At 45.2% G+C, this 26675-nt stretch carries 17 protein-coding genes; 12 read left to right on the top strand and 5 right to left on the bottom strand.

What is annotated here, in order from left to right; genetic code table 11:
* Positions 1-5: 5 nt before the first annotated feature.
* From ACX0G7_RS19615 to ACX0G7_RS19605, 3 genes are all read left to right on the top strand, one after another.
* A complete protein-coding gene (locus tag ACX0G7_RS19615; RefSeq protein WP_458925222.1) occupies positions 6-2885 on the top strand; it encodes a sugar-binding domain-containing protein in 2880 nt (959 codons plus the stop codon).
* A gap of 257 nt (positions 2886-3142) precedes the next feature.
* Entirely contained in the window at positions 3143-5563 is a 2421-nt protein-coding gene (locus ACX0G7_RS19610) for an FAD-dependent oxidoreductase (RefSeq protein ID WP_458925221.1), read from the top strand.
* 230 nt (positions 5564-5793) lie between these two features.
* Positions 5794-7521: a sodium:solute symporter family protein gene (locus ACX0G7_RS19605; RefSeq protein WP_458925220.1), complete on the top strand. Its 1728-nt coding sequence runs from the start codon at positions 5794-5796 to the stop codon at positions 7519-7521.
* Between the two features lie 711 nt (positions 7522-8232).
* Here ACX0G7_RS19605 and ACX0G7_RS19600 read toward each other — a convergent pair.
* Together ACX0G7_RS19600 and ACX0G7_RS19595 are read right to left on the bottom strand one after the other, a co-directional pair.
* Entirely contained in the window at positions 8233-8415 is a 183-nt protein-coding gene (locus tag ACX0G7_RS19600; RefSeq protein WP_458925219.1) for a hypothetical protein, read from the bottom strand.
* Positions 8412-8642 carry a hypothetical protein gene (locus ACX0G7_RS19595; protein ID WP_458925218.1) on the bottom strand — a complete coding sequence of 77 codons (231 nt, stop codon included), beginning with the start codon at positions 8640-8642 and terminating at the stop codon, positions 8412-8414. The genes ACX0G7_RS19600 and ACX0G7_RS19595 overlap by 4 nt, the downstream gene beginning before the upstream one ends.
* A 314-nt stretch (positions 8643-8956) precedes the next feature.
* On the opposite strand from ACX0G7_RS19595, the gene ACX0G7_RS19590 reads away from it, so the two are divergent.
* Positions 8957-10267 (top strand): alpha-L-fucosidase, encoded by a 1311-nt coding sequence (locus ACX0G7_RS19590; protein ID WP_458925217.1) that lies wholly within the window; start codon positions 8957-8959, stop codon positions 10265-10267.
* A gap of 90 nt (positions 10268-10357) precedes the next feature.
* Here ACX0G7_RS19590 and ACX0G7_RS19585 read toward each other — a convergent pair whose 3' ends face one another.
* Positions 10358-12727 carry a serine hydrolase gene (locus ACX0G7_RS19585; RefSeq protein WP_458925216.1) on the bottom strand — a complete coding sequence of 790 codons (2370 nt, stop codon included), beginning with the start codon at positions 12725-12727 and terminating at the stop codon, positions 10358-10360.
* A 157-nt stretch (positions 12728-12884) separates the two neighbouring features.
* Here ACX0G7_RS19585 and ACX0G7_RS19580 point away from each other — a divergent pair, with 157 nt between their 5' ends.
* Together ACX0G7_RS19580 and ACX0G7_RS19575 are read left to right on the top strand one after the other, a co-directional pair.
* Complete coding sequence (locus ACX0G7_RS19580; protein WP_458925215.1) at positions 12885-13289, top strand: hypothetical protein; 405 nt, start codon at positions 12885-12887, stop codon at positions 13287-13289.
* A 134-nt stretch (positions 13290-13423) separates the two neighbouring features.
* Positions 13424-13765 carry a hypothetical protein gene (locus tag ACX0G7_RS19575; protein ID WP_458925214.1) on the top strand — a complete coding sequence of 114 codons (342 nt, stop codon included), beginning with the start codon at positions 13424-13426 and terminating at the stop codon, positions 13763-13765.
* Positions 13766-13801: 36 nt separating this feature from the next.
* Here the strand turns inward: ACX0G7_RS19575 and ACX0G7_RS19570 are convergent, their stop codons facing one another.
* On the bottom strand, positions 13802-15205 hold the full coding sequence (locus tag ACX0G7_RS19570; protein ID WP_458925213.1) for a hypothetical protein: 1404 nt from the start codon (positions 15203-15205) through the stop codon (positions 13802-13804).
* A 342-nt stretch (positions 15206-15547) separates the two neighbouring features.
* Between ACX0G7_RS19570 and ACX0G7_RS19565 the strand changes: the two genes are divergently transcribed.
* Positions 15548-15883 (top strand): transcriptional regulator, encoded by a 336-nt coding sequence (locus tag ACX0G7_RS19565; protein WP_458925212.1) that lies wholly within the window; start codon positions 15548-15550, stop codon positions 15881-15883.
* Here ACX0G7_RS19565 and ACX0G7_RS19560 read toward each other — a convergent pair.
* The gene (locus tag ACX0G7_RS19560) at positions 15880-17019 is read right to left on the bottom strand and encodes an MBL fold metallo-hydrolase (RefSeq protein ID WP_458925211.1); all 1140 of its coding nucleotides are present in this window, start codon (positions 17017-17019) and stop codon (positions 15880-15882) included. The genes ACX0G7_RS19565 and ACX0G7_RS19560 overlap by 4 nt on opposite strands.
* Positions 17020-17349: 330 nt before the next feature.
* Between ACX0G7_RS19560 and ACX0G7_RS19555 the strand changes: the two genes are divergently transcribed.
* The 5 genes from ACX0G7_RS19555 to ACX0G7_RS19535 all read left to right on the top strand — a co-directional run bounded on the left by ACX0G7_RS19555 (position 17350) and on the right by ACX0G7_RS19535 (position 26515).
* Complete coding sequence (locus tag ACX0G7_RS19555) at positions 17350-17547, top strand: hypothetical protein (RefSeq protein WP_458925210.1); 198 nt, start codon at positions 17350-17352, stop codon at positions 17545-17547.
* A gap of 1046 nt (positions 17548-18593) precedes the next feature.
* Positions 18594-21623, top strand: a complete 3030-nt coding sequence (locus ACX0G7_RS19550; protein WP_458925209.1) for a SusC/RagA family TonB-linked outer membrane protein — start codon at positions 18594-18596, stop codon at positions 21621-21623.
* Positions 21624-21640: 17 nt separating this feature from the next.
* A complete protein-coding gene (locus tag ACX0G7_RS19545; protein WP_458925208.1) occupies positions 21641-23230 on the top strand; it encodes a RagB/SusD family nutrient uptake outer membrane protein in 1590 nt (529 codons plus the stop codon).
* 186 nt (positions 23231-23416) lie between these two features.
* Complete coding sequence (locus ACX0G7_RS19540; RefSeq protein ID WP_458925207.1) at positions 23417-24970, top strand: arylsulfatase; 1554 nt, start codon at positions 23417-23419, stop codon at positions 24968-24970.
* A 234-nt stretch (positions 24971-25204) separates the two neighbouring features.
* Positions 25205-26515: a sulfatase-like hydrolase/transferase gene (locus ACX0G7_RS19535; protein ID WP_458925206.1), complete on the top strand. Its 1311-nt coding sequence runs from the start codon at positions 25205-25207 to the stop codon at positions 26513-26515.
* The last annotated feature ends 160 nt before the right edge of the window (positions 26516-26675 follow it).

The following is a 26675-nucleotide window of genomic DNA, read 5'->3' as shown; positions in this document are numbered from 1 at the left end:
CATTCATGAAATCATTGTTGATCTTGTTTTTCTCTTTTATCCTTTGTTCTTCCTTTGCACAGGATAAACAAAAAGCAACCGGGCCAGGGGTCGAATATGTGCACGGTGACTGGAAATTCAGGACTGATCCGAACGGCAGAGGCGAAACGGCTGGTTGGTTCTCTGCTTCATTAAATGATAGCGAATGGGACCTGATGAATGTGCCAGGTAACTGGGATCTGAAAAACGAATATGCAAACTATGTTGGGACCGCCTGGTACAGGAAAACCATTCCCGGAAAAGCCGCCTGGCAGGGTAAAACCGTCCGCCTCCATTTTGACGGGGTAAACTTTGAATCAAAGGTCTGGATAAACGGAAAGTTGGTTGGCTCCAATAATATTGGCTATCTCCCTTTCGAATTTGATGTTACAAAATTCCTCAGTCCTTCCGACTCAAACACAATCGTCGTAAGCTGTAATAATACGTTCCGCCTCGGGGCCGTATGGAACTGGGGTGGCATCAGGCGCCCGGTAAAACTAATTACTACCGCTAATGCCTACGTGAAAACGCAATACATTACTCCAACAGTTGATCTTGACAAAAAAACTGCCACGGTGGCCGTGCGTGTGTTACTTCAGAACAGTGGTGATAATGCGCAAAAGGTTGCCGGTGAGGTAATGTTATCAGCAGATAACGGGTTTAAAAGGGTGTTGCCATTTACGGTTGATGTAGAGGCTGGTAAATCTAATGATGTTATTGTGCGGACGAACCTGAAAAAAGAAGAGGTTCATCTCTGGAACTGCGACGATCCTTACCTGTATACCTCACGGGTTGTTATAAAAAATGGAAGCGGTGATGTCGCGGCTGGTGCAAGTGCAGCCGCCGGTACTGGCGTTCGTAATGGGATTGTAAACCGGTTTGGGCTTCGTAAAGTCGAAATAGATAACAAAAATTATGTCCTGAAATTAAATGGTGAGTCGATGCGGGTAATGGGTTTTAATCTCGTTCCGGATGATAGAACCACCGGCAGTACCTTGCCGGCCTGGCGCATCAGGCAGGATATCGATCTCATGAAATCCTTCGGTGCAAACCTGGCAAGGCTTACGCATTTGCCGATGCCGGATGAAATGTTTGACTATCTCGATGAAAAAGGGATCATGGTATTTCCCGAGATCCCGCTGTGGGGACTTGACCAGTTGGTGGATAAAAACAACCCTATCCCCAAACAATGGTTGCAAAAAATGACTGATGAATATTACAACCACGCATCTATAATCGGCTGGTGTGTTGGAAATGAAATCGGTGAATCAATGGGCGTGATGGAGTACGTGGAGGATGCGATCAAATATGTGAAATCCATCGATACTACCAGGCCCGGTGTGATGGTTAGCCACACTGCGCACCGCCAGAGGGACCCGATTCAGTATTCTGATCTTGGGCTCGTAAACGGATATGGTGTTGGAATTGGTGCAAGGGCAGATAAGATTCATGGACTACATCCGCAGAAAACTTTGTTTTATTCTGAATATGGATATAACCAGCTCGAGGAAGATCTTGATGGTGACGTTGATGCAAAGGGAATGATCGATTCAATCCGGTTCAAGCCATACCTGATTGGCGGGGCATTATGGACGTTCAATGACTATCGCAGCAGTTTTGTAGGTACCAAAGAGTTTTCCCAAAACCGGCCATGGGGCGTTGTGGATGTATTCAGGCGCAAAAAAAGAGCCTGGTACTCTTTCCGTAGAGAATATGCACCGATCAGGGGGGTAAAGATCACAACAATTGAATCCAACACAGGTTATGCGGCGAAGCTCAGCATCATGCCCCGCCAGAAACTTGACCTTCCGGCCTATTCCCTTAAGGATTATGTGTTGACCTGGGAAGCTTATTATGATTCCAATAAAATAGTGGACGGCGGTTTTGCGCGCCTCCCTGTTATTGTACCGGGTAGCGCTGATGTCGAACAACTTATAGCAATGAAATCCTTGCAGGGAGCCACCTCCCTGAAGATCGGGCTACTTTCGCCGGGCAACTACCTGGTCTTTGATACTACTGTTAATTTTAAATCTCCCGAGCCACCAGTTATCCTAAGCGCAATTGGAGTTCGCACAAAACTGAATGATACAACTGCCAATACCGGTGCCATCAGGATCTTCATAGACAGGCAGGATGAGGTAACATTGTATAAAGCAAAATATGGCGTGGACGATTTATCGCAGGAAACACCACTCACTTTGAACAGCCACATCGATATCCAAAAATTGGCGTTTAACAAGTCTTACCAGGTCGCCCTCGTTGCTGTAAATTCTTATGGTGAATCCAAAGCGGGACCGGTAAAAAATGTCGTAGTTGATCCCGGGTCTGCTCCACCGTTAGTTTACTATACCGAAGCTGCTGATCGCGGGTTTTTTGTGGGGTACAACACGGATAATGATGACTATGTCTTCAGGATTCAGTACACGCAGATAAAGGGGGATTATTCCAATGCGAAAATCTTACAGACCAATGCAAAAGGAGTGCTTTTTGTACCCGGACTTGAGAATGGGAAAGAATATTTCTTCAGGATGAGCCGCATTAAGGATAACAACTATACAACGGTATGGTCGGAGGAACAAAAAATAACACCTGATGGTAACCAGGTGCCGGTCTCTCCTGTGATCAGTGGTGTGATTCGTGGAGGAAACGAAGCGATCATTGTTTTTGAACCGGTAAAAAAAGCAATTGGTTATAGTGTTGAATACCGGCTGAAAGGCAATGCCGCCGCATGGAAGCGGATGGATGTCAATGCTGCTGAAATAAGCCATATCCGGGTGGCGGGGTTGCAGAATAAAGCTTATGAATTCAGGTTGGCTGCTTCAAACGCTTGTGGGCAGTCCGTTTTTACAGAAATCGTTTCGAAATAATCCGAAGCAATAATTTCAATCAGGTAATCCGAATGAATAATCTCAATGAGATATCCAAATGAATAATTTCAATGAGATAATCCGAATGAGATAAGCCAATTGAATAATCTCAATGAGATAATCCGAGTGAGATAAGCCAAATGAATACTCTCAATGAGGTAATCCACATGAGATAATCGAATGAGATAATCCAAATGAGATAATAGAATAATTACAGATAGGGGAATTAGATCCAATTACGCTTAATACAGTAAATTATGTTGAGGTCAGATAAAACACCGGGTAGAAGTTTGCCGGTCCAATCATTAGAGAGCGACCTGGTCGTTATTGGCGGCGGCCTTTCGGGAGTATGTTGTGCCATTACTGCGGCACGTGCCGGAACGAAAGTGGTCCTGGTGCAGGACCGGCCCGTGCTTGGCGGTAACTCGTCCAGCGAAGTAAGACTTTGGGTTCTTGGGGCAACCTCGCATATGGGAAACAACAATCGTTGGGCCAGGGAAGGAGGGGTAATAGACGAGATCCTTGTCGAAAACACTTACCGGAATCCCGAAGGCAATGCGATCATTTTTGATACCGTTTTGCTCGACAAGGTGGTGTCGGAACCGAATATCACCTTACTGCTGAACACCGCAGTTTACCAGGTCAATAAAAAAGACGAGCAAACCATTAGTTCGGTACGTGCTTTTTGCAGCCAGGCACAAAATGAATTTGAACTGAAAGCGCCATTGTTTTGCGATACTTCAGGCGATGGCGTCGTTGGATTCCTTGCCGGGGCCGCATTCAGGATGGGCGCGGAGGGCAAGGAAGAGTTTGGTGAGAAGTTTGCGCCGACAAAAGAATACGGCGAATTGCTTGGGCACTCGATATATTTTTATTCAAAGGATATCGGTGTGCCCGTTAAGTTTGTGCCACCATCCTTTGCATTAACCGACATCAGTAAGATACCGCGTTACCGGAGTTTTAATTCAAAAGAATATGGCTGCCGGCTCTGGTGGCTGGAATATGGTGGTCGCCTTGACACGGTTCATCAAACTGAAGAGATCAAATGGGAACTCTGGAAAGTCGTCTACGGCGTGTGGAACTATATCAAAAATTCCGGCGGTTTTCCCGAAGCTGAAAACCTGACCCTCGAATGGGTTGGTACCATTCCGGGCAAAAGAGAGAGTCGTCGTTTCGAAGGCGATTATATCTTAAAACAGCAGGATCTTGTTGAGCAAAGGCAATTTGATGATGCGGTGGCCTTTGGCGGCTGGAGCATAGATCTTCACCCGGCTGATGGTGTGTTCAGCGAAAAGCCCGGCTGCAACCAGTGGCATGTTAAGGGCATATACCAGATACCTTATCGTTGTTTGTATTCCCGTAATATCGATAACCTTTTTATCGCCGGTCGGATCATCAGTGCCAGTCATGTGGCATTTGGATCAACCCGGGTGATGGGAACAAGCGCTTATACCGGCCAGGCAGTTGGCCTTGCGGCGACTTTATGTAAGGAAAAAAATCTGCTGCCAAAAGATCTAGTCGGTAATGGCAATATGAATGAACTACAGGGCAGGTTATTGGCAAACGGTCATTATATCCCGGGAGTCCACCAGGTCCATGGCAAGAGTAAGGCGGATGGTAATGCCACAGCGGATGGCAATGTCAAAGCGAATGGCAATCCCACAGCGGATGGTAATGCCGAAGCGAATGGCAATGCCTCAGCGGATAACATTGCCAATCCTGACGTCCCTGTAAAAGGCGGGACAACAGACCTGGTGCAGCATGCTAGCCTTACTGCAAGCTCAGCATTGATTCTTCACGAGTTGCCTGAGAATGGTCCGCAGGTTGCGCTTGATGAATCTATGATGCAGATGGTGCCTCTCCGTTCGGGACATGTTCCGGAACTCGTTCTACATGCTTACGCTGAGTCTGCAACCGAACTCGAGGTTCAATTGAGACGAAGCTCAAACCAATTTAATCATACACCTGAAAACATCATTGAGAAACGGACCATTGCTCTTCATAATGGACGTAACTGCGTCCGCCTCAGCTTCGATCATCAATTTGCTGAAGACGGATATTTTTACCTCTGCCTGATGAAAAACCCGAAGGTAAAGGTATGTCGCTCGCGCAACCGGGTAACGGGTGTTTTATCGCTTTTCAACAGTATTAATGCTGCGGTTTCCAATTTCGGCAAACAGGAGCCAACAGAAGACATCGGCGTCGAAGCCTTTGAGTTCTGGTGTCCTAAACGCAGACCGGCCGGTGAAAACATGGCCTTGAAGTTTCTGAAACCGATTAATGTTTTTGAGGTTGAGAATATACGCAATGGCATAACCCGGCCAACCAATCTGCCCAATGCCTGGGTTGCAGATTTCTCAGACAAAACACCGGGGATAACCCTCGAATGGAAAGAGAAAACAACGATCAGCCAGGTTGTGCTCAGTTTCGATACCGACTTTGATCACCCGATGGAGTCAGTACTGATGACTCACCCGGAAAATATTATGCCTTTTTGTGTAAGGAATTATCGCCTGGAAGATGAGGAAGGAAATGTTTTGTATAAGAAGGAAGGAAATTATCAGACAAGAAATATCATAAACCTGGAGAAGCCTGTATCTGTGAAGAAGCTCACCTTACATATGGAAGCGCCATCTGAACACATCCCGGCTGCATTATTTGAAATAAGGTGTTATTGAGGTTGTCATCGGGAAATAAGGTGTTATTGAAGTTGTCATCGGGAAAAAGGTGTCATAAAGGTTGTCATCGGGAAATAAGGTATCATTGAGGCTGTCATCTTTTTAAAATTTGAATTAACAAAATCTGGCTAATATAAATCCGGCTTGACTGATGTCGATGGATCTTAACACATATCAATAGGACACAATCACTATCATAGGAATTTACAAATGAACATTGAACCTGAAACATGAATCCAGTAATAGATACCTACGTTATTGTAATCTTTTCCGTTTTTATCATGGTGATCGGTTTCCAGTTTTCACGGACCGGTAGAAACCTCAAATCATTTTTTGCCGGAGGCGAAGCAGTGCCCTGGTTCATTGGAGGTTTGTCATTGTTTATGAGTTTCTTTTCCGCAGGTACCTTTGTTGCCTGGGGTTCGATTGCTTATAAATATGGCTGGGTCGCTATCACTATTCAGTGGACCATGTGTATCGCCGGCATTATCGTTGGTTTTCTTATCGCACCAAAATGGAAGGCCACGGGAAACCTTACGGCAGCAGAGTTTATTAAAGAAAGACTCGGAGAGAAAGTACAGAAAAGCTTCATCTACATATTCATGTTTGTGTCGCTTTTTATCAAAGGTTCCGTGCTGTATTCTGTTTCGAGACTGGTGAGTTCTTCGCTTGATTTTCCACTCATGCCTACTACCCTGGTGCTCGGTATTTGTATGATTGCCTACACCGCAGTTGGCGGCCTGTGGGCAGTAATGGTCACTGATATTTTACAATTCGTGATCCTCACTGCTGCCGTGTTTATCATCATACCACTCGTATTTAAAGAGGCGGGCGGTGTCGATCAGTTCCTCGCTAAGGTGCCGGATGACTTCTTCAATATTTTCAACGGAGAATACACCTGGGCGTTTATGCTTGCGTTCGCCATGTATCACATTTTTTATATCGGTGGTAACTGGACGTTTGTTCAGAGATATACAAGTGTGGATACCCCTAAGTCTGCTTCCAAGGTTGCTTTTCTTTTTGCCGGACTATATATTGTGAGCCCGGTTTTGTGGATGATTCCGCCGATGGTATATCAATCTATAAATCCGGGTCTCGTTGGACTGGAGACTGAAAACGCTTACCTGATGGTCTGCAAGCAGGTATTACCCGCTGGCCTGATGGGACTGATGCTGACTGGAATGTACTTTTCAACTTCTGCCTCGGCAAATACCGCGCTGAATGTGGTATCCGCGGTGTTTACAAATGACATTTATAAAGGCACTTATAATCCAACAGCTACGGATAAAAAACTGATGCAGGTTGCCCGCATATCAAGCTGGCTTTTTGGCTTCGGAATGATACTTATTGGCCTGATGGTTCCTTATATAGGAGGTATCGTCGAGCTTACATTGAGTATTGGCGCCATCACCGGGGGACCGCTTCTCGCGCCTCCGATCTGGGCATTGTTTTCAAAACGCCTGAACGGTAGGGCAACGATTGTCATCACATTAGTGAGCTTATCGGTTAACCTCTTATTTAAGATCATTCTGCCGTTGGTGACGGGGTTGAAATTAAGTCGTGCCCAGGAAATGCTGGTGGGTGTGTTGTTGCCCGCATTGATGCTCGCTGCTTATGAATTATATGCGCGGAACAAGGGAATAGTCAGTGAAGAGTACACCGCATACCAGCAAATGCGCAAAACGCGTAAAGAACAGGCGCTGGCCGTTACCCAGGAAGAGGCTTATGAGATTAAAAAACAGAACAAGTTCGGTTTGAATGTGATTTCATTTTCCTTGTTGTTCATTGCACTGTTAATGTTTATCCTGAGTCTTGTGACTTCAAAAGGGGGAATTGTAGTTGGAAGTATTTCGGTAGTGATTTTGTTAAGCGCATTTATTCCATACTTCAAGGCAAAAAAGATATCGCTGGCTCCGGAGAAGATAGTGAAAGATCGAAAGTTGCCGCAGGCATTATAGGGCGTCTAAAATATCGGGCAGTGCGCTGACATATCTAAGAGGAACGCTAGCATATCTAAGAAGAACGCTGACATATATAAGCAGGCACCTACATATCTAAGCAGGACGCTAACATATCTAAGAAGAACGTTAACATATCTAAGAAGGACGCTTGGATATCTAAGCAGGACGCTTACATATCCAAAGCTTTCCACAAGGCAAATCCTATTGCACAATAGGCTTCTTTTACCAGTTTGTTGACGTAGAATTCAGCCGTTACTAAAGTGTAAATATGTTCGTCTAATGTTAATGGGTTCCCCTGACTAAAGAGGCGGCTCATGTTAACGATGAATTCAAAGTTTCAGATCGGGTCACACGAACAACCCATTTATCGCTCTTACACCCGAAGATATATGAGCTGGCGTCAACTGGCCTGGTATTATGCAACAGCGCTTCTGTTTTTTGTATGTCTTTATCGTGAATTCGTGTCTTTTTTCCTGCTATTGGTTCTTTTGTCCAGGGCACTGAGGTACTGGCTACTACTATCTCAAAACGAGAAAGCACTCAACAGGTTTTTCCTCATCTCGGCATTGATTTTTATGGTACTGAGTTTGCGTTTCATCTTTCCGCTATGATTTTTGGCTTGAAGCACGCTATGATTTTTGGCTTGAAGCATGCAGTGATTTTAGCTTGACACACGCACTGATTTTGGCTTTAAGCAATCGCGAATGACTATGAACGGCCGCTTCTTGCAGGTTGTGGGATGAGTACAATTGTCTTACGTGAAGGCGAAGCCGAATGTGTAGGAATTGAAACAGTTGTTGGCTGGAGCACCAGGTTTGCAGGTGCAATAATTACAGTCTTTGACATAGGTTCTATAGGGTTGGTACGTTGTAAAAAAAGCAATTCTTTCATGATTTTGCAAGTCCCGGGTTGATAAATATGTATTGTTTCTTTCCACAGTTTAACATGTATGGTGGGGAACATCTTACAGCAATAACTGACATGGTGTATCGGAATTTTCTGCACCATTTTTTATTGTAACAGTTACAGTTGCATATCTCTCCTCTGTTTCTGGAAACTTCCTGTTCATCCTTATCCTTTATTTTAGCCGATTTTGAAATGACCGCTATTTCAGACAAAACACCCCCTGTTTGCCCGGAGTATCGGTCTTTTTTTTTACCCGGGAAATAAAAAGTTCCGCGCCAGGGCCTGCTGGCAAAAAACTTTTCCTGCTGATGGATTTCTCGTGTCGAAACCTGGTGCCGGAACTTTCGTGTTCGGGACTTCTATGTTCGATCATTTATGGGGTAAGCATTATGTCGCAACATTTTGTCGCATGCATCTTTTGTGAGCTTCAAATCGGATGTATTATATATATTGCCAAAGCGCCTCGCCCAGGATGACTTATAATTATCCCGGGCGCTATTATTCCGGGCGCTTCAAAAACTTCAATATGAAAAGACACATTCTGACTTGCTTCATCTGCTTATTTATTTTATCAGGGACAAAAGCACAGCCGGGCTATTTATCCAGCTATACCCCGTCTGCTGAGAACCTTGCACAAAGAGAAACTTTCCAGGATAACAAGTTTGGCCTTTTCATCCATTGGGGTATCTATTCGATAATGGGCAACGGCGAATGGGTAATGCACCAGCAAAAGATTCCATACAAGAACTATAAAAAACTCGCAGATTTTTTCAAGCCTGAACAATTTGATGCGAAGGAGTGGGTAAAGATGGCAAAATCTGCCGGCATGAAATACATCACGATCACTTCCCGTCATCATGATGGATTCAGTATGTTCCAGACAAAAGCTTCTCCTTATAATGTCGTAGATGCAACACCATATAAAAAAGACCCGATAAAAGAACTCGCAAAAGAATGTTTGAAAGAAGGCATAGAGCTGAACTTCTATTATTCACTGCTTGATTGGGGTCGCGACGACTACGGTTTTGGAAAACCAATAGTTGACTCAACTCCTCAGAACACAAACTGGAACAGTTATATCAGTTTCATGAAAACCCAGTTAACGGAATTGATAACCACTTATCCGAACATCAGGGGCATATGGTTCGACGGACATTGGGAAAGGAAAACGGCAAACTGGCATTATGATGAGATCTACTCACTCATTCATAAACTAAATCCCAAAATACTGGTAGGCAATAACCACCATCTTGCACCTTTCGCTGGCGAAGACTTCCAGATGTATGAAAAAGATCTGCCCGGTGAGAACAAGGGTGGCTTCAGTGCTACTGCCAAGATCGGAAGCCTTCCGCTTGAAACCTGCGAAACCATCAACGGAAGCTGGGGGTTTAACATCAAAGACACCAGTTATAAAAGTGTAAAAACGATCATCCATTATATCGTGAACGCTGCCGGCAGGAACTCCAATTTCCTGTTGAATGTCGGTCCTATGCCCAACGGTAAGATCCAAACGGAGTTTACAGATACACTGGCTGCTGTCGGTCGATGGATGGCAAAAAATGGAGTTAGTATTTATGGCACCAGGGGCAACCTGGTCGCACCACAGCCCTGGGGCGTTATTACCAAAAAAGATAAGACCCTCTATGTTCACATACTTAAAAATCCAACCGGCACTGAGATCTCCATTCCGGGACTGACCCAAAAAGTGAGTGCTGTTCAGTTGTTAGATGGAGGAGGAAAACTGGAATACACACAGGGTGCAGAAGGACTTTCAATAAAGACCGGAAATATGAAACTGGATGAGTACGACACCATTATCAAAGTGAATATTCAATAGCCAGACTGTAGTGTATATTGATAAGCATTCGACGGCGTGCTGCCCTGGTCGTCCAGGCTAATGAGGATCTTGCCCAGGATGTTTACCGCCTCAGTTCAATTCATTTAAGACCAGGTCGGCTATATCAAATCTTGGAAATTCGCCTTTGTTATTTAGAAGGATGATGGTAATTTTTTTGTCAGGCTGCCGGATCATCATAGCAAAAAAGCCGGGCTCGGTACCGGGATGATAATGTATTTCATGTCTCGTACTGGCATCAAAGATTCCCCGATCAAGCATCCACCCATAACCATAATCTGCATCCCACTCTTTCCAGTTAACCCTCGGCTCAAAAACAGCTTTCGTTGATTGTGGTGATAGCAATCGACCATCAGTAATAGCCCGGTTGTATAATAAGAGGTCGCCCGTTGTTGAAGTAATACCACCGGCACCGGTTATGTTTTCAATCGGGAAACTGATTTCCGGCTCCTCATTAACATAACCAATGGCCATCTGCGATGAACCCCGGGACAAGGCTGATGTTGGGACCGACGTTGAGTCTGACGTTGAACTGCCAGAGCTTTCAGTACGCCCGCTTTTATCCTCATTCAAACCAAAGAAGCTGTTCTCCATGCCGGCCGGCACAAAGATCCTCTGCTGTAAAGCTTTTGAGTAAGAAGTTCCTGTGATCTTTTCTATGATAGCTGCTAATATCACATAACCGGAATTGGAATATTTGAAGGCGGTACCCGGTACAAATTCAAGCGAGTCGCTGCAAAAGAATTTCACGAGCTCGGATGTTGTGTATTTATCAGAAATGATCTTTGCAAGATAATCCTCATTGTTCGTGTAGTTTGGAATGCCGGACTGATGCGTGAGTAATTGCTCAATAGTCAGCCCACCATGAACATAACCAGGAAGAAATCTGCCCACAGTGTCAATTAAGCTGAGTTTTTTTTCATCTGCCAGCTGCATGATCATCACCGCAGTAAATGACTTGGTTGCAGATCCGATACGGAACTGAGTATTTTCATTATTATTGATTTTCTTCTCCTTATCCGCCAGGCCAAAAGATTTTGAGTAAAGTATCTTTCCATTATATTCAATCAATGCAGATCCGTTAAATCGATTCAGATTATGGTAATAAGTCAGAATCGAGTCAATCCGGGAAGCCTTATCACCTTTAATTTTCAGTAACCGCTTTTCCAGCTCTCCCTTAAAATTCAGCGTTTCATTATTTTGATGAATCACGCGGGCAGCTGAATCAACATTAAACTCCGGCAGAATGAGGTTGTATTCATCCCAGAAGGGATCAATACTATCGCTGACATTTTTACGAACCGTCATTTCCATAAACCGCGTCGGTCGCATCAACTCATCTTCCTGAAACGGTATTGCCTGCGTTGTATCGATTTTTGTAACGAGATAGTTGTATTTCATCCTCAGCGGATCGAGCTCGAAGTGTTCTTTGCCACCCATGATATGCCAGAGCGTTGTTTCCCGGACATGACTCAGGTAATATTTGTCGCCATACTTTTGATAGGTGACCTGGAAACTGTCCTGCAACATATCAATCTGCAGTCTCGCCAGTTTCATCAGCAATTTAGGAGCACCCGGGAAGCTCCAGTATTTGATACCTTTCGGACTTAACCTGAAAGAAAAATCCAGGAAGGCCAGGCTTTGTGCATCTATGATCATCCTTCCCTGGTTAAGTGACTCACGGATGCCGTCTTTCTGATCAAAAGCAATAACATGTGCTTCTGCACCATTGTATTGTACGATACCTTTATAAGCAAACTGATACTTTTTCATCCCGTTTTCATGGATCAGGTCCTTTGCACTGGCGTTACTCACAATATCAATATCGAGGAGACCCCTGGGCGAGGTTCCGAAATGAAAGTCATCATTCCCGTTAAAAGCAGTTAAGTCTTTATCGACTCTTGCTTTGATCAGCTTGACCTGTTTGTTTTTGCGGGCGTAGCTGGGACTGTAAATCTGGAAAGCTGCTTCAGACATCTGGACGATTCTTTTTTCTTCTGTGCCGGTAAGGCGGTAGAATCCATGCATCGTGTAAGGTGTGGTTGCATAGTTGTCGGAAATCTTTTCAATTGCTTTTTTCACAAGCGTAAGCGCGTCCGGGACCTGTACCACAACCTCTTTTAGTTCCATTGTTTTTGGTTGAAGCCGGATGCTGAGCATGGCCTTGTTCTGAGGGATGATCATTGGCTCAAACCCGACGTGCGAAACGAGGAGGCTGTCGCTCGAATTTCCCTGGGGTATTTTGAGAAGAAATTCGCCTTTTTCGTTACTCATAGTGTTGATGCCATGAAGGCGGTGGCTGATTGTTGCATAACTAACCGCTTCACCTGAAACTCCATTGACGATGCGTCCTTTGACAATCACAACCTGGTTGGTTTGCCCGAAGCAATTAGCAACAAAGAGAAAAGCTGTGAAGAAGAATGAAGTAAATTTTGTACGCATAGGCAGGCAGGCGGGGAGTATGTATGAATTTACTTCGTCTGCGCGAATAGGATCTGTCTGTTAAGAATAATTAACAGCAGCTGTGCCCACGGAACAAAATTTTTACACCGGGCAACGAATTACATGTCCGGGATGTCATCAGTAAAAACCCTTATATATGAAACTGCTTGCTGGCCTTCTCCTGATAGCACTAACTTTTACCGGATGTGAAAAGATGTATCCAGGTGGATGTGGGGACGAAAAAACGCCACTGACCGGTAAATGGAGTTACGTCGAACAATTTACATCTGATGGTGGACCGGGTAAATGGTCCCCGGTTCCGGGTGGACAGGCTATTGAATTCAGGAGAGATGGCGGATTCGTTGGCACGGGCAATTTTTACAAGGAGGCAAAACGCTACGAAATGCTCGGCCTTGACAGGGTGAAGGTTTATCCCGCATCAACCGCATCTGGTTATGTGGTTTTGAATTACAGCTTGTCCGGCAGCAATAACGCGCTGCAACTATCCCCTGTCGAACCAATGTGCATTGAAGGTTGCGCCAGTAAATTTGTACGCAAGTAGGAAATCGTTTTTTATGTTAATGAACGGAACTTGGAAAAGCCAGCCGTTCTGTTTCCGAACGCCAGTCGCAAAAGCCAGCATTTATCATGACTTTTTGTTACCAATCATAGGTCTTATTCCGACAAATCGGCCAAATGGAAAAAATGACCGGACCGCTTCAGCGATTTTTCGCTAATAATCGGATGGAAATACTGTTGGTAACCTGGTACACTCTGCACTTCCCACTTCTTATACTATTTATTATTCTCAACGTCGGGTATTATTATTTTGCCTTCCTGGTACTGATATCAGGGGGTATCTATCACCTGGCGAAAAGAAGGGCCGACAAGAAAGTCCTTGCAACCTATTTTGTTTCAGCGATAATTGGTTACGTGATCATTATCGCAGTGCTGTTGACTTTTAAACAACAGGAACCGGTGATGCCGACAGGGCAGGATTCGGGATGGCTCGTTGCCAAAAGGCACAAGGGTTATTAGCGTTATCCCCGGTCGAATTGTCTATTCCGCCCGGCCTTACATGCCTGTAACTGGCAGATTTGTATTCCTGATATAAGGTTGTTGTTTTATTTGTTTCTCTGTAACAGGGGTGATCACCTGCTCCTCGTAAGGCTGGTCCTCGAAATAAGTTTTTTCGACCAGGGCAGTCACCTTAATGGTCACATCTGTATAGCCCAGCAAGTTTAGGTTTTCCAGGCACAGGTAATAAGAACCCTGGCTCTGCTCTTCGGTGGTAAACTTCCTGTAGCCGCCAAAGCCTCTGCCATCATCAATATAAGTGAATGGTTGTTTTTGCATGAACAGGTCACGATTGGCCTGATCCGCAATAAAATAATTGATCTGCTGACCTGTTTTTGGCAAAGCCAGGGAAGTGATAGAATTATTTGCATATGCACCCAGCGGCGTATAATAGTCCAGGTTCTGATCCCGGGCCGTGCGCTGGTTTTGCTGCCAAACACGCGCTGCTTCAGGACCTACGCCGATCCAGTATGCCCAGCTGATGACCCTGGTATTTTTATAGGTCGCGCGGTTGTTGATGGGCAATGATACCACTACACTCGTCCTGTTTTCGACCTTTTGCTGTGGATTTAATTTTTGGACTTCGTCCGAAATCAACTGTTCTTCAATTTCGGATCTCACCATAACTCTTTTTGTCTTTTTGACATAAGATGTGTCATGCCCAATCACAACATCAGTCGTAAATGATTGCCAGACTGTATCCTGTTTGTTGACCCAGCTTACAGACGAGTTGAATCGTTCTGTTGCGGCTGAGGCAGGAACACGCTGAATTTTCATTTTGCAGATGCGTTTGGCCAAGGATGAGTTCTTAAGGCGAAAGATGTAGACGCCCTGCTGGCTGACGATGATTTCCTGGTTTTTTACCCTTGACGTCTTGTAATCGGAAAATCTTGAAAGTGTTGGGTACTCTATGATCTCGATTTCTTTAATCTCTTTGCTGTCCAGCTCCTGGAAGTTGAACACGATCTTATCCCCGGCAGCGAAGCCAAACATCAATTCTTCTTTTTTGCCACCACCCAGGCGGATAGTCTGATCTGTTACATCAATCAGCTTTGGCGTATATGGTACGATCATCTCGCGGGGTATATCAGTCATCGCCTGTTTCTCTTTCAAAAGATTCACAGCCGTTTTCGCTGTGGATTCCGCTGACTTTGCCACGGTTTGATTTGCCGGGGAAGACTTCAGCGTTTTTGCAGTCGAAGATGATGTTGCCTTTGATGCAGCAGGCGATGTTGCCTTTGATGCAGTAGGTGCAGGGCTCTTAGTCGGCTTAGCTGGCGAACTTGTCGCCTTTGTGGTGGTGCTTGTTTGTTTGGCTGCAGAAGTTTGAGCGCTTGCTTTTTGGGTGTTTATGGATGCGGCACATAAGAGTGTCAGCGCAAGAAGTTTGGTTTTGGGCATAGGGATACGGTTGAATTTAAATTCGGAGATCAAAAAACCACTTTTTTGCCACATTTGCAAGTTTTCCGGTTTATTTGTGGTGTTTGACTTTAAGGGTTACTGGCCCTTCGAACCCTGGTTCTGGCACGCCGATGGTACGACCCGCTGCCGGTTGCGGTCCGATTTTGCCCGCTGCCTGGTTTTCGTCCGTTTTTTGCCCCCGGGGCCGCACGGTCTTTTTTAGTTTTTTGGACCGACTACTCCTGTATTTTTCTTCCGAAATGAGTGGTGGCGCGGCCCGGCAAGACCTTTGTTTTCCGGGATTTTGAAAGTGACCAGTATGATAGGCAAACACCCCTAGTTTTGACCGAAATAGCGGTCAATTTGAAAAATAGCCAGAATCACTTTACACCAGCCACCAGGAAAATCCTTGAAACAATCGGCGAAAGGATAAAGCTTCGCCGAAAAAGGCGGTTGATTACAGAGAAAAAATTATCGAATGATATAGGATTGGCGAGGTCCACTCTCCAGGCCATAGAGAAAGGAAATCCCGGTGTCGCAATAGGTTCGTATATCCGTGTGATGTACATGCTGGGGATGGAAGCGGATCTATTGATACTCGGGGATGAAGATGAATCCGGCAGAATCATACAGGACAAAAAATTGCTGGCCAGGTTTAAAAAGAATAAAGGAATTTAGTTTACCCCTACCCACCACTCCCTAAACACCTGGGTGGTATCTTTCAGGTTCACCAGCTGCCCGATCATTGGCGTAACCAGCGGAAGAGGCTCTTTTCCCGCCCTGGCCAACGCTGTAACCTTTATCAACGGTTCATCCCAGGCGTGATTAGCCATCGCAAACTTGGAGGAGTGCACAGGAAACAAACGCTTCGACTTCAGGTCCCTGACTGCCTTGACCACTTCCTCAGGCAACAAATGAATATATCTCCATTTGATATCGTACTGACCGTTCTCAAGGATAGCCAGGTCAATAGGTCCGAACTTATTCCCGATATCAGCAAAATGGGTATCATAGCCGCTGTCTCCACCGATATAAATCTTCATTGTCGGGAAGGCCAACACATAAGACATCCAGAGCGATTTGTTAGCTGATAAACCACGCCCCGAAAAGTGCCGGGCAGGGGTAGTGTGAACCACAAAACCACTGTCGGGCCTGATCTCTTCGTTCCAGTCGGACTCGACAATCTGCTCCGGCCGAAAACCCCATAGTTCCAGATGCGCACCTACACCAAGCCCGCAAAAAATCTTGCCCGTTTTCGAAATCAGCTTTAATAAAGTTTCATAGTCTACATGATCATAATGATCGTGCGAAATAAATATGTAATCAATCGGGGGAAGATCATCCGTGGTATACCGGTCCGTTCCCGCAAACGCTTTGTTGGTGCCGGGCACCGGCGATGCATCTCCGCTGAAAACCGGGTCGGCGAGGATCCGTTTCCCATCCAGCTGAATAAAATAGGAGGAATGCCCCATCCACACCAACACATCCTGCCCGGGAGATAAATTCAGCAGATCCGTTTTCATCGACGGGATCTTATCCACCGGCTTCCGCCTCGCATTATGTTTGAACAGGAACTCGTACATCACTTCCATATATCCATATCCTTCCGTGAGTTGTGGCGTGGGATGCTGGTTTTGAAAGATGCCATCACGGAAATTGGGTGACTTCCTGATTCTCTCCAGCCTTGGACCTTCTGCCAGTTGGCCAAACTTGTCTTGTTTCATATAAAAGAAAGCAATAACGGAAAATGAAACCACCATAAGGAGGAAGACGATGAGCACCCGCCGGAAGATTCTAACACTTTTGCGCGCCATATTGTAATTTACTTAGCTAGTCGTTTAAGCCCCGAAGATATTTTACTCAATCCCTGCATCGATTTCGTCAACTCACTACACAAGCGCTTTTCCGCGAAAATGAATCCTTGTAATCTTGCATATGGTAACCGGAATTTTAAGGAAAACCTATGATTGGATGAGGGGATTTGTTTCCAGAGTTGTCATAAAAACGACTATTAACTTAACCAATCATGAGATAACCATCAACATTCACCAGAATCGGGGTGTCTGACAACAGGTTTGGGTATTATGCTGATGGTTTGTGTAAGATAATTTTGTATAACAGTTTAACCTTATCAAACAAACACCATGGACCAGTTTTCAAACCAATCGCGCCAACTGGCTCTACACCTGATCAAGCTTGTTTACGCCGATGCCTGGGATCGATTGACAAATTGCACCCGCGAGCCGGATGAAATGGTAAAGGCAATGAATTCCTGCCGGCCTGATGGATATACTCACTCCGATCCGGTAGTGTCAAAGCTCCATCATCCCAGCCTCGGATAGATCCGGGCACCGGTTAGAGAAGCAAGAACCATTAACCCATAAACCGGCAAGTGAGCAGGAATTAAGTGCAGTGAGCCCGACAAACGACAAGAGGATCTGAAGCCAGTAAAAAGCGGATCAAGCAAGATTAACAAACAGTGAGCCCGACAAACGAGCAAAGGATCGGAAACAGTGAGCCCGACAAACAAGCAAAGGATCGGAAAACAGTGAGCCCGACAAACGAGCAAAGGATCTGAAGCCAGCGAGCCAGGTAATCAGAAAAGAACCTGATGAAGTAAGTATCAAACTTCTTAAAGTGCGAGCTGGTTTCACATTATTGATCTGAAGAGATAATCGGAAACTCAACCCACAAAAAAAATCGCTTATACCTTTTGACGCCAGATCAAGACCACCAATCACAAGAGCTCTTACAGCAGTAAGGGCTTTTTTCTTTTGGTCCATCAACTGTTACTGACATATTCATCGCTTTCTGTATTCATCTCATAAGAATGACATATTGATTACATCTTGTATAAACGCCTTCGTTAACGTATTCATACTTTTCCAAATCCATCATTTATAGGAGTACGCTTAGTTTTCTATACCCGTATCGTTTTTGTATCCGTTGATGTACCAGATATTAACAGCGCTTTACTTCCACCGACTTTATTGACATATTCATTCTTTTCTACACTCATTAGTATCCATAACGCATGCTCACCAGTTGATGAGGTATACCCATCGTTTTCATGAGGTTTCTCAAGTATTCATGAGGTATTCATAGACATCCATCATTATAGTGTGTATGGCCATCCTTTCTTAATAATATTACCATCCTTTCATTTTGATAAATCCTTCGCTGTGCAACCGAATTTGATCAATCGATTGCACATTGCAGGCGACATGTTTTCAAAAAAATCCTCATTAAATTGTGAAAGACTTATTCCTGCACATTATCTTTACCCTACCAAATTGATAGACTAACAGGTTGGCTTTGACATACTCGCTGGAATTATGCCGGATTGTTGTGGCCAGTCATCTTTTTCACGCTTAAAAGTTCAAACCAAATGACTGCTTCCCTTCGGAAGAAGCTGCCCATTACGCTGCTTTTCCTCACGCTGTTGCTACAGGCAACCGCCCGCTTTTCGCCCTTCGCAATCCCAATCACCGGCCAGGTCACCGACAATAAAGGTGCTCCCATTGCCGGAGTAACCGTGTCGGAAAAAGGAACCGTGACATCGACCAGTACAGACAACTCCGGTAAGTTTACGATCAACGTAAAGGACTCATCCGCGGTACTTATATTTAGTTATGTTGGTTACGAAAGCACAGAACAACAAGTCAATGGCCAAACAACCATCACCGTGGTGCTAAACCAGGCAGCAACAAATCTTGGCGAAGTGGTAGTGGTGGGATATGGTACCCAAAAACGAACCAGCTTAACAAGCGCCGTATCGGATATAAAAGGTGCGGAACTAACCCGCCGTCCCGTCTCCAATGCCCAACAGGCTTTGCAGGGACTGGCACCAGGTGTTACTGTTCTTGACAACGGGGGCGCACCCGGTCGCTCGGCCGCAACTGTCCGGGTGCGTGGTATCACCACTATCGGGGCCAACGATCCACTCGTGATCATCGATGGTATTGAACAAAGACTGACTGATGTGAACCCTGAGGACATCGAGACCATGTCGATATTGAAAGATGCATCGTCTACAGCCATCTACGGGTCACGCGCAGCCAACGGCGTTTTGCTCATCACCACGAAAAGAGCAAAAGCAGGGAAAGCCACAGTCGACTACAACGGCTATTATGCCATACAAAACGCCATCAACAAGCCGGAAATGATGGACCTCGAATCATATATGCGTTTACAGGTAGCCGCTTATACAAATGTTGGCGCAACAGTGCCCGCCCGTTTCTCAGAACAATCCATACAAACTTATCTCACCACAACTGACCGCGAAAAATACCCGATGCATAATGTATGGTTTGATGAAATTCTTAAACCAGCGCCTCAACATAGTCACACCCTTGCCGTAGCTGGTGGCGGTGAAAATTTCCGCGGAAGAATGAGCGTGAGATATATGGACCAGGATGGTATTGCTCCCGGGTTTGAAGCCGGTATCCGCGAGTTCCGTGTCAATACAGACTTCAACGTTACAAAAACGATCAAGGTCAGCGCCGATGCAAACTACCGGTATAATAATTCAACAGTGCCCATTGGGGATGTATTCAATTTTATGCTGCATGGTTCATTATGGGCGGTACCGAAATATGGTGACGGTACTTATGGATTGAGTCAGCAGGGTAATAACCCGCTGATGTTTGCCGAGAAATCAGGCTCCTCTACCAATACTACGGATAACCTGATCGGAAACCTGAAAGCAGAATGGGGAATTATCAAAGGCCTTAAGCTCTCAACCCAGTTTGGTGCGCGAATCATAAATGCCCGGCAGAAGAATTTTACAAATGCCTACACCAACACTGATAAGAATACAAACATCACCAGGACGGTTGCGATCAATAGTTTAACCGAAGGAAGACAATATGTCCGCGAGTTTACCTGGAACAACCTGCTTAACTATGAAAACACATTTGGCAAACATGATGTACAAGGGTTACTCGGTTATTCTGAGATAGACAATATTGCCGATACCTTGTCGGCCTATCGCGAACGTTTTTATAATAATGATATACAATCCATCAGCCAGGGTGCAAACGATGGTACCCGTAACAATGGAGGCAACCAGGCCGCCTTTGGTCTGAGATCATTTTTTGCTCGTGTCAACTATGCTTACGATGATAAATATCTCTTTGAAGTCAACGGCCGCTATGATGGATCTTCAAGGTTCACCGGCGAAAATCAATACAGCTTTTTCCCCTCTTTTTCTGCAGGATGGAGATTGTCGCAGGAAAAATTCTGGGATGGTATCAGCGATGTAGTTAACGAGTTCAAGCTGCGAGGTTCATGGGGTAAAACAGGTAACCAGACCGTTGGCCTGTATAGTTATTTTGAATCACTCAGCCAGACTTCCTATACATTCGGCGGGTTACCGGTGAATGGTTATCGCCCGGTTAATCTTGCCAATAAAGACATCACCTGGGAAACAACTATTCAGACAGATTTTGGGTTTGATGCCCAGTTCCTGAACGGCCGCCTGACCGCTTCTTTCGATATTTACAATAAGCAAACCGAAGGCATCCTGCTTAGTCTGCCGATCCCTGCTGTAATCGGTTTAACAGCACCGCCACAAAATGCGGGTGTAGTTGAAAACAAGGGTATAGAACTCCAGGCAGGATATCGCAGCGACAGACAAGCTAAAATGCGCTACGATATATCAGCCAATTTTTCAATAAACAATAATAATGTAGTAAGCCTGGCAGGCACCGGACCTTATATCAGTGGTAGTGATATCGATCCTCGATTTATCATCGCGGAAGGTTTGCCCATCAATACCCAATGGGGCTATAAAACAGCAGGACTGTTCCAGACTGCGGAAGAAATTCAAAAGTATCCGACACTTGCTGCTGGCACGAAGCCAGGCGATGTGAAATATGTTGATCTGAATTCTGATGGCATCATCAACGCTTCGGATATGACAAACATTGGTTACTCGTTTCCGAAATACACATATGGAACCAACATTACTCTCGGATACAGCAACTTCGACCTCAACCTGTTCTTGCAGGGAGCAGCGGATGTGAATACACGCATCTCCGGTGCATTGGCAGAGCAGGGTAACTATGAAGGATTTACTCATACCATCATCACCAATAATTACTGGACACCGGAAAATCGTAATGCAAGATTTCCAAGGCCAACTAAATTAAGCCTGACCAATACTGCAACTTCAGACCGCCTGGTTGTTGACGGAAGTTATATCCGCCTTAAAAACGTTCAACTCGTTTATACATTACCGTCAGCACTGGCAAAAAAGTGGTCGATGAACCGTGCGAGTGTTTATGTGTCAGGCACCAACCTGGTGACCATCTCGGAACTGAATGAATGGAACCTGGATCCGGAAACACCCTCCGGCCGTGCGAATTATTATCCCCAGACATCCCTGATAACTTTTGGTGTGAATGTCCAGTTTTAATTTTTAATTGATTTGTTATGTTTAATAAGATAAATAAATTCAATACTACCATACTCATTGCTGCAGCGATGTTGTTGTCTTCCTGCGAAAAGGACCTGCTTAACACACTGCCCAATGACCGGCTTTCCTCCGAGCTGTTCTGGAAAAGCGAAGCAGATGCGCGTCTTGCTGCTAATGCTGTTTATCCGTTCCTTGATGGTACGGCCATCTTTGTACGTGATGGAATCACAGATATCGGCCACAAAAATATTCTGTTTGATCCCGAGGCATTTATTGAAAACGGCACTTATGATGCATTGAATTCGCGCATATTTAATGAATGGAGCGATGCTTATGCAGGTATCTCTGCAGCGAACTATTTTATCGCTAATGTCGATAAGGTGGAAGGCAGCTCGCCTGCGGTTATCAGGCAACTCAAAGGTGAAGTAAAGGCACTGAGGGCTTACCAGTATATAAAGCTGGTTGGATTATACGGCGATGTGCCATTGGTAACAACGCCATTGACAATCGATGAGGGCAGGAAAGTTACCCGCTCCACAGCCGACCAGGTTTGGGATTTTGTAGATGCCGAGCTTACCGAAGCTGCCGGCTACCTGCCTGTAACCTATGCTGCGGCAGATAAGGGAAGAATCACAAAAGGAGCGGCGCTCGCATTAAAAGCCAGGGCCAATTTGTTCAGGGGAAGATATCAGCAGGCTGCCGATGCTGCCAAACAGGTGATGGATCTGAACGTGTATACCATCTATCCACAATATGCAAGGCTGTTTACCTATGCGGCTGAAAACAATACGGAGATAATACTCGACAAACAATTTGTAAAGGATACTTATTCAAACAACGTGTTCCAGTTCCTCGCACCTTATAGTCAGAAAACAGGCAGCACTGCTTATGTTCCGACTAAAGTACTGGTCGATGCATATCCGATGGCCAATGGTCTTGACATCACGGCGCCCGGCTCTGGTTTTAATCCCAATACCCCTTATGTAAATCGTGATCCACGACTGAAAGCAAGTATCTATGTACCCGGCGATATACTGCCCGATGGTAAAACATATAACTCGGTACCTACAAGCGGAACTCCGGATGCAGTTGGTAATACTTATCTCGCCAGCGGCACCGGTTTTGGGTTGAAGAAATACATCAACAATGAAGACTATGCGAATCCATCAAACTCCGGTATCAACATCATCCTTGTTCGTTATCCCGAAGTGTTGCTGACTTATGCAGAAGCAAAAACCGAATTGAACCAGATTGATCAGACCGTACTGAACGCAGTAAACCTGATCAGGCAGCGTGGCGATGTCAACCTTCCGCCATTAACCGGCTCTTATACGCAGCTGGCTCTGCGTGATATCATCAGGAAAGAAAGAACAGTAGAGCTCGCTTTTGAAGGACTCCGTTTGTTCGATATCCGTAGATGGAAAATTGCAGAAAATGTAATGACTGGTCCGGTATATGGAATGACCTATGTTGAAGGGGGACAATTAAAAACAATACAGGTACAGGCTTATCAGAGAAACTTTGATAAGAACCGCCATTATTTATGGCCCGTGCCCCAGAAAGAAAGAGAACTGAATCCTAATCTTACTCAAAATCCGGGATGGTAGCGAAGGGAGTTATGAGTGGAGAGTTATGAGTGATGAGTAAGTGGAGAGTTAAGAGAGTTGCCTGGGATTTCAGTTGGGTGAAGATGGGGAAGGAGAGGGGCAAAAGGACATTTAAGGCATGTGGAAATGTTAGATAAAATGTTTCAGACACGTAGAGAGGTTTAATAAAATGTTTAACATATGTATATGAGGATTCAATTGAGGGGCATTTTTGCGTTGGCTGTTGTGATGGTTTTCAATATTGATGCGCAGGTTTGCGGCCAGATGAGCGGCGGACAGAATAGCGGGAGGGCTGGTGCTTTTAAGAGGCCGAATGTGATTTTTATCTACGCCGATGATCTCGGGTATGGTGAACTGGGGTCATATGGGCAAACAAAAATAAAAACGCCCAATCTTGATCGTTTGGCCAGGGAGGGAATGCGTTTCACCCAAAGTTATACCAGCACACCGGTTTGTGCACCCGCAAGATGCATGTTGATGACCGGCAAACACGGAGGTAAATCTTATATCCGTGGTAACTATGAACTCGGTGGCTTCAGGGACGAAGAAGAAGGTGGCCAGATGCCTTTGCCTGAGGGCACTTTCACCGTTGCCAAAATGTTCAAAAATGCCGGCTATGTGACAGGCGCAATCGGAAAATGGGGACTTGGAATGCAAAACACTTCGGGCAATCCAAATAATCATGGCTTCGATTATTTTTATGGCTACCTGGATCAGAAACAAGCGCATAACTTCTACCCCACACATCTTTGGGAAAATGGGAAAGAGGACAAACTGAATAACCCCTTCATAGCGGTGCACACAAAGCTGGATCCAAAGGAAACCGATCCGGCTGCGTTTAACAGGTATAAAGGCAAGGACTATTCGCTGGATAAGATGGTTGAAAAGACGATGAAATTTATCGGGGAAAATAAGCAGAAGCCGTTTTTCCTCTACCTTCCCTATACCGGCCCGCATGTTTCATTACAGGCACCTGATGAAGCCGTGAACGAGTATAAGGATAAGTTTGGCGATACTCCTTATCGGGGACAGAAAGGATATGCATCTACGTTATATCCCCGCGCCACTTATGCAGCGATGATCACTTATATGGATAAGCAGATCGGTAAGATCCTTGACACGATCAAAAAACTCGGGCTTGATGATAATACAATCATTATGTTTTCAAGTGATAACGGGGCAACCTTTGATGTCGGCGGCGTGGATACTGAGTTCTTCAACAGTGTTGGTGGCCTGCGGGGAAGAAAGCAGGAATTGTATGAAGGCGGCATCCGTGTTCCTTTTATAGCAAGATGGCCCGGTAAAATTGCAGCAAATCAGACAAGCGATTTTGTTACGGTCCAGTATGATTTCATGGCTACCATGTGCGAACTGACAGGGTCAAAAACCCCGGAGACTGATGGCATTTCTTTTCTTCCAACACTGCTTGGTCAGAACGGGAAGCAGCAGCAGCGTGACTTCCTCTACTTTGAATTTCCGGAACGTACGGGGCAGGTAGCAATCAGGATCGGGGATATGAAAGGAATAAAATCTAATCTTAAAAAGGATCCCGGTGCACCGTGGGAAATATATGATATCAAAAACGACAGGAACGAGACCAAAGATCTCAGCGCATCAAAGCCGGAGCTTATAAAGAAGTTTGATGAGATCTTAAAAAAGGAACATCTGAATTCGCATATCCGCGAATGGGAGTTTATCAATCCAAAATTTAAAGCTGCACAGGAGTTGAAGCTGAATTAGATCGACCGGAGTAGGTAATGTGGGATTTACTGGGAATGTGCCGGGTGATTTATCCGTGAGTCTGCCACGAGATTTAACGGGGAGTCTGCCAGGAGAGTTAACGGACAGTGTGCCAGGAGATTTGACGGAGAGTCTGCCAGGAGGTTTGACGGAGCGTTTACCCGAAGACGAGAGATGCGAAAAAAGAAAATGTTTAGTCGTATTGCGATATAGTACAATGTTAGAATAGAGTATATGAGAAAAATATTCCTGATTATTTCCATGTTAATCAGTGCTGCAACATCAGCCTTCAGCCAGTCGAAACCAAACATCATCCTGGTACTTACCGATGATATGGGTTATGCGGATCTGGCGTGTTTTGGAAACCCGTTGATCAAAACACCTTTCCTCGATAAGATGTCAATCATGGGAGTTAAGGCAACCAATTTTGTGGTAACTACGCCAGTTTGTACTCCATCTCGCGCATCACTGCTCACCGGTCGTTATCCCACCAGGATGAATCTTTCCAACGCAATCGGACCCGGTGCAAAAAATGGTATGCCCGTTTCCGAAGTAACCATCGCGGAAATGTTGAAGCCATCAGGGTATAAATCTTATATGATAGGCAAGTGGCACCTTGGTGATATGGATAGCAGCCTGCCGGTATCACAAGGTTTTGATTCTTACTATGGCCTGCTTTACAGTCATGATTATCGAAAGCCCTATGTTCCCACGGATTCCACAATGAAAATGTTCAGGAACAAAACAGTTGAAATCCTGAGGCCCGCAGATTCGGTTCTTACCAGCCTGTATACCGACGAAGCAGTGAAGATCATTAATCAGCAAAAAAAATCTCAGCCATTTTTTCTTTATCTCGCATATAACCTGCCGCATTTGCCTGTTGGATCAGCTGTAACGAAAAACCGGAGCAGGCATTCTGAAGGTGGGGAGTATGGAGACGTTATCGAGGACCTTGATGCCGGACTGGCCGCAATCTGGACCGCTCTTGAAAAAAAGAGACTCGCGGATAACACGATCTTTATTTTTTCCAGTGATAACGGACCCTGGAACAACATGCCGCCAAGAATGGAATCAGATAGCTTCACCACGAAATATCACACCGGCTTTTCCGGTATATTCCGGGGATCGAAAGCGGAAACCTACGAAGGTGGGGTTCGTGTTCCGTTTATCGCATATTGGAAAAACAGGACCCTGGCCAATGAAGTCATCACTGCCCCTTTTTCAAACCTCGATATCCTGCCAACACTTGCCGAATGGACCGGGGCAAAACTTCCTGCAGGCCGTGAATTGGATGGCGAATCAGTATCAAAACTATTGACCCGGAAAAATGCACCACGCAATCACAAGCCGATCTATTATCAACTGGCCGGTACGCACGAGGTAGTAAAGGACCAGGAATGGAAGTTGCGGCGGACCAAACTGGGAACAGAATTGTTCAACCTGTCATGGGACCCAGCGGAGCGCGTTAACCTCGCTGCAAAGTATCCTGAAATTACCAGCCGTTTAAACAAGTTGCTTGATCTTTATCCTTCCGGTGGTCGCTGAATAATATTAGTTGCAATCAGTCCAGTTGAATGCTATTTGCGGTGAGCCCATGTTGAATTGTATTTGCGATGAGCCCATGTTGAATTCTATTTGCAATGAATAAACATGGGAATTATTTACAATGAACGACTATGACTATTATTTGAGATGAACCCCTATG

The organism is Flavitalea antarctica (assembly GCF_054461535.1).
Note: the sequence above shows the minus strand (reverse complement) of the source record. Positions and strands in the feature narration are given on the sequence as shown.

Coding starts and splice junctions, on each gene's coding strand:
- ACX0G7_RS19615 (WP_458925222.1), top strand. CDS start 6: ATGAAATCATTGTTGATCTTGTTTTTCTCTTTTATCCTTTGTTCTTCC.
- ACX0G7_RS19610 (WP_458925221.1), top strand. CDS start 3,143: ATGTTGAGGTCAGATAAAACACCGGGTAGAAGTTTGCCGGTCCAATCA.
- ACX0G7_RS19605 (WP_458925220.1), top strand. CDS start 5,794: ATGAATCCAGTAATAGATACCTACGTTATTGTAATCTTTTCCGTTTTT.
- ACX0G7_RS19600 (WP_458925219.1), bottom strand. CDS start 8,415: ATGAAAGAATTGCTTTTTTTACAACGTACCAACCCTATAGAACCTATG.
- ACX0G7_RS19590 (WP_458925217.1), top strand. CDS start 8,957: ATGAAAAGACACATTCTGACTTGCTTCATCTGCTTATTTATTTTATCA.
- ACX0G7_RS19585 (WP_458925216.1), bottom strand. CDS start 12,727: ATGCGTACAAAATTTACTTCATTCTTCTTCACAGCTTTTCTCTTTGTT.
- ACX0G7_RS19580 (WP_458925215.1), top strand. CDS start 12,885: ATGAAACTGCTTGCTGGCCTTCTCCTGATAGCACTAACTTTTACCGGA.
- ACX0G7_RS19575 (WP_458925214.1), top strand. CDS start 13,424: ATGGAAAAAATGACCGGACCGCTTCAGCGATTTTTCGCTAATAATCGG.
- ACX0G7_RS19570 (WP_458925213.1), bottom strand. CDS start 15,205: ATGCCCAAAACCAAACTTCTTGCGCTGACACTCTTATGTGCCGCATCC.
- ACX0G7_RS19560 (WP_458925211.1), bottom strand. CDS start 17,019: ATGGCGCGCAAAAGTGTTAGAATCTTCCGGCGGGTGCTCATCGTCTTC.
- ACX0G7_RS19555 (WP_458925210.1), top strand. CDS start 17,350: ATGGACCAGTTTTCAAACCAATCGCGCCAACTGGCTCTACACCTGATC.
- ACX0G7_RS19550 (WP_458925209.1), top strand. CDS start 18,594: ATGACTGCTTCCCTTCGGAAGAAGCTGCCCATTACGCTGCTTTTCCTC.
- ACX0G7_RS19545 (WP_458925208.1), top strand. CDS start 21,641: ATGTTTAATAAGATAAATAAATTCAATACTACCATACTCATTGCTGCA.
- ACX0G7_RS19540 (WP_458925207.1), top strand. CDS start 23,417: ATGAGGATTCAATTGAGGGGCATTTTTGCGTTGGCTGTTGTGATGGTT.
- ACX0G7_RS19535 (WP_458925206.1), top strand. CDS start 25,205: ATGAGAAAAATATTCCTGATTATTTCCATGTTAATCAGTGCTGCAACA.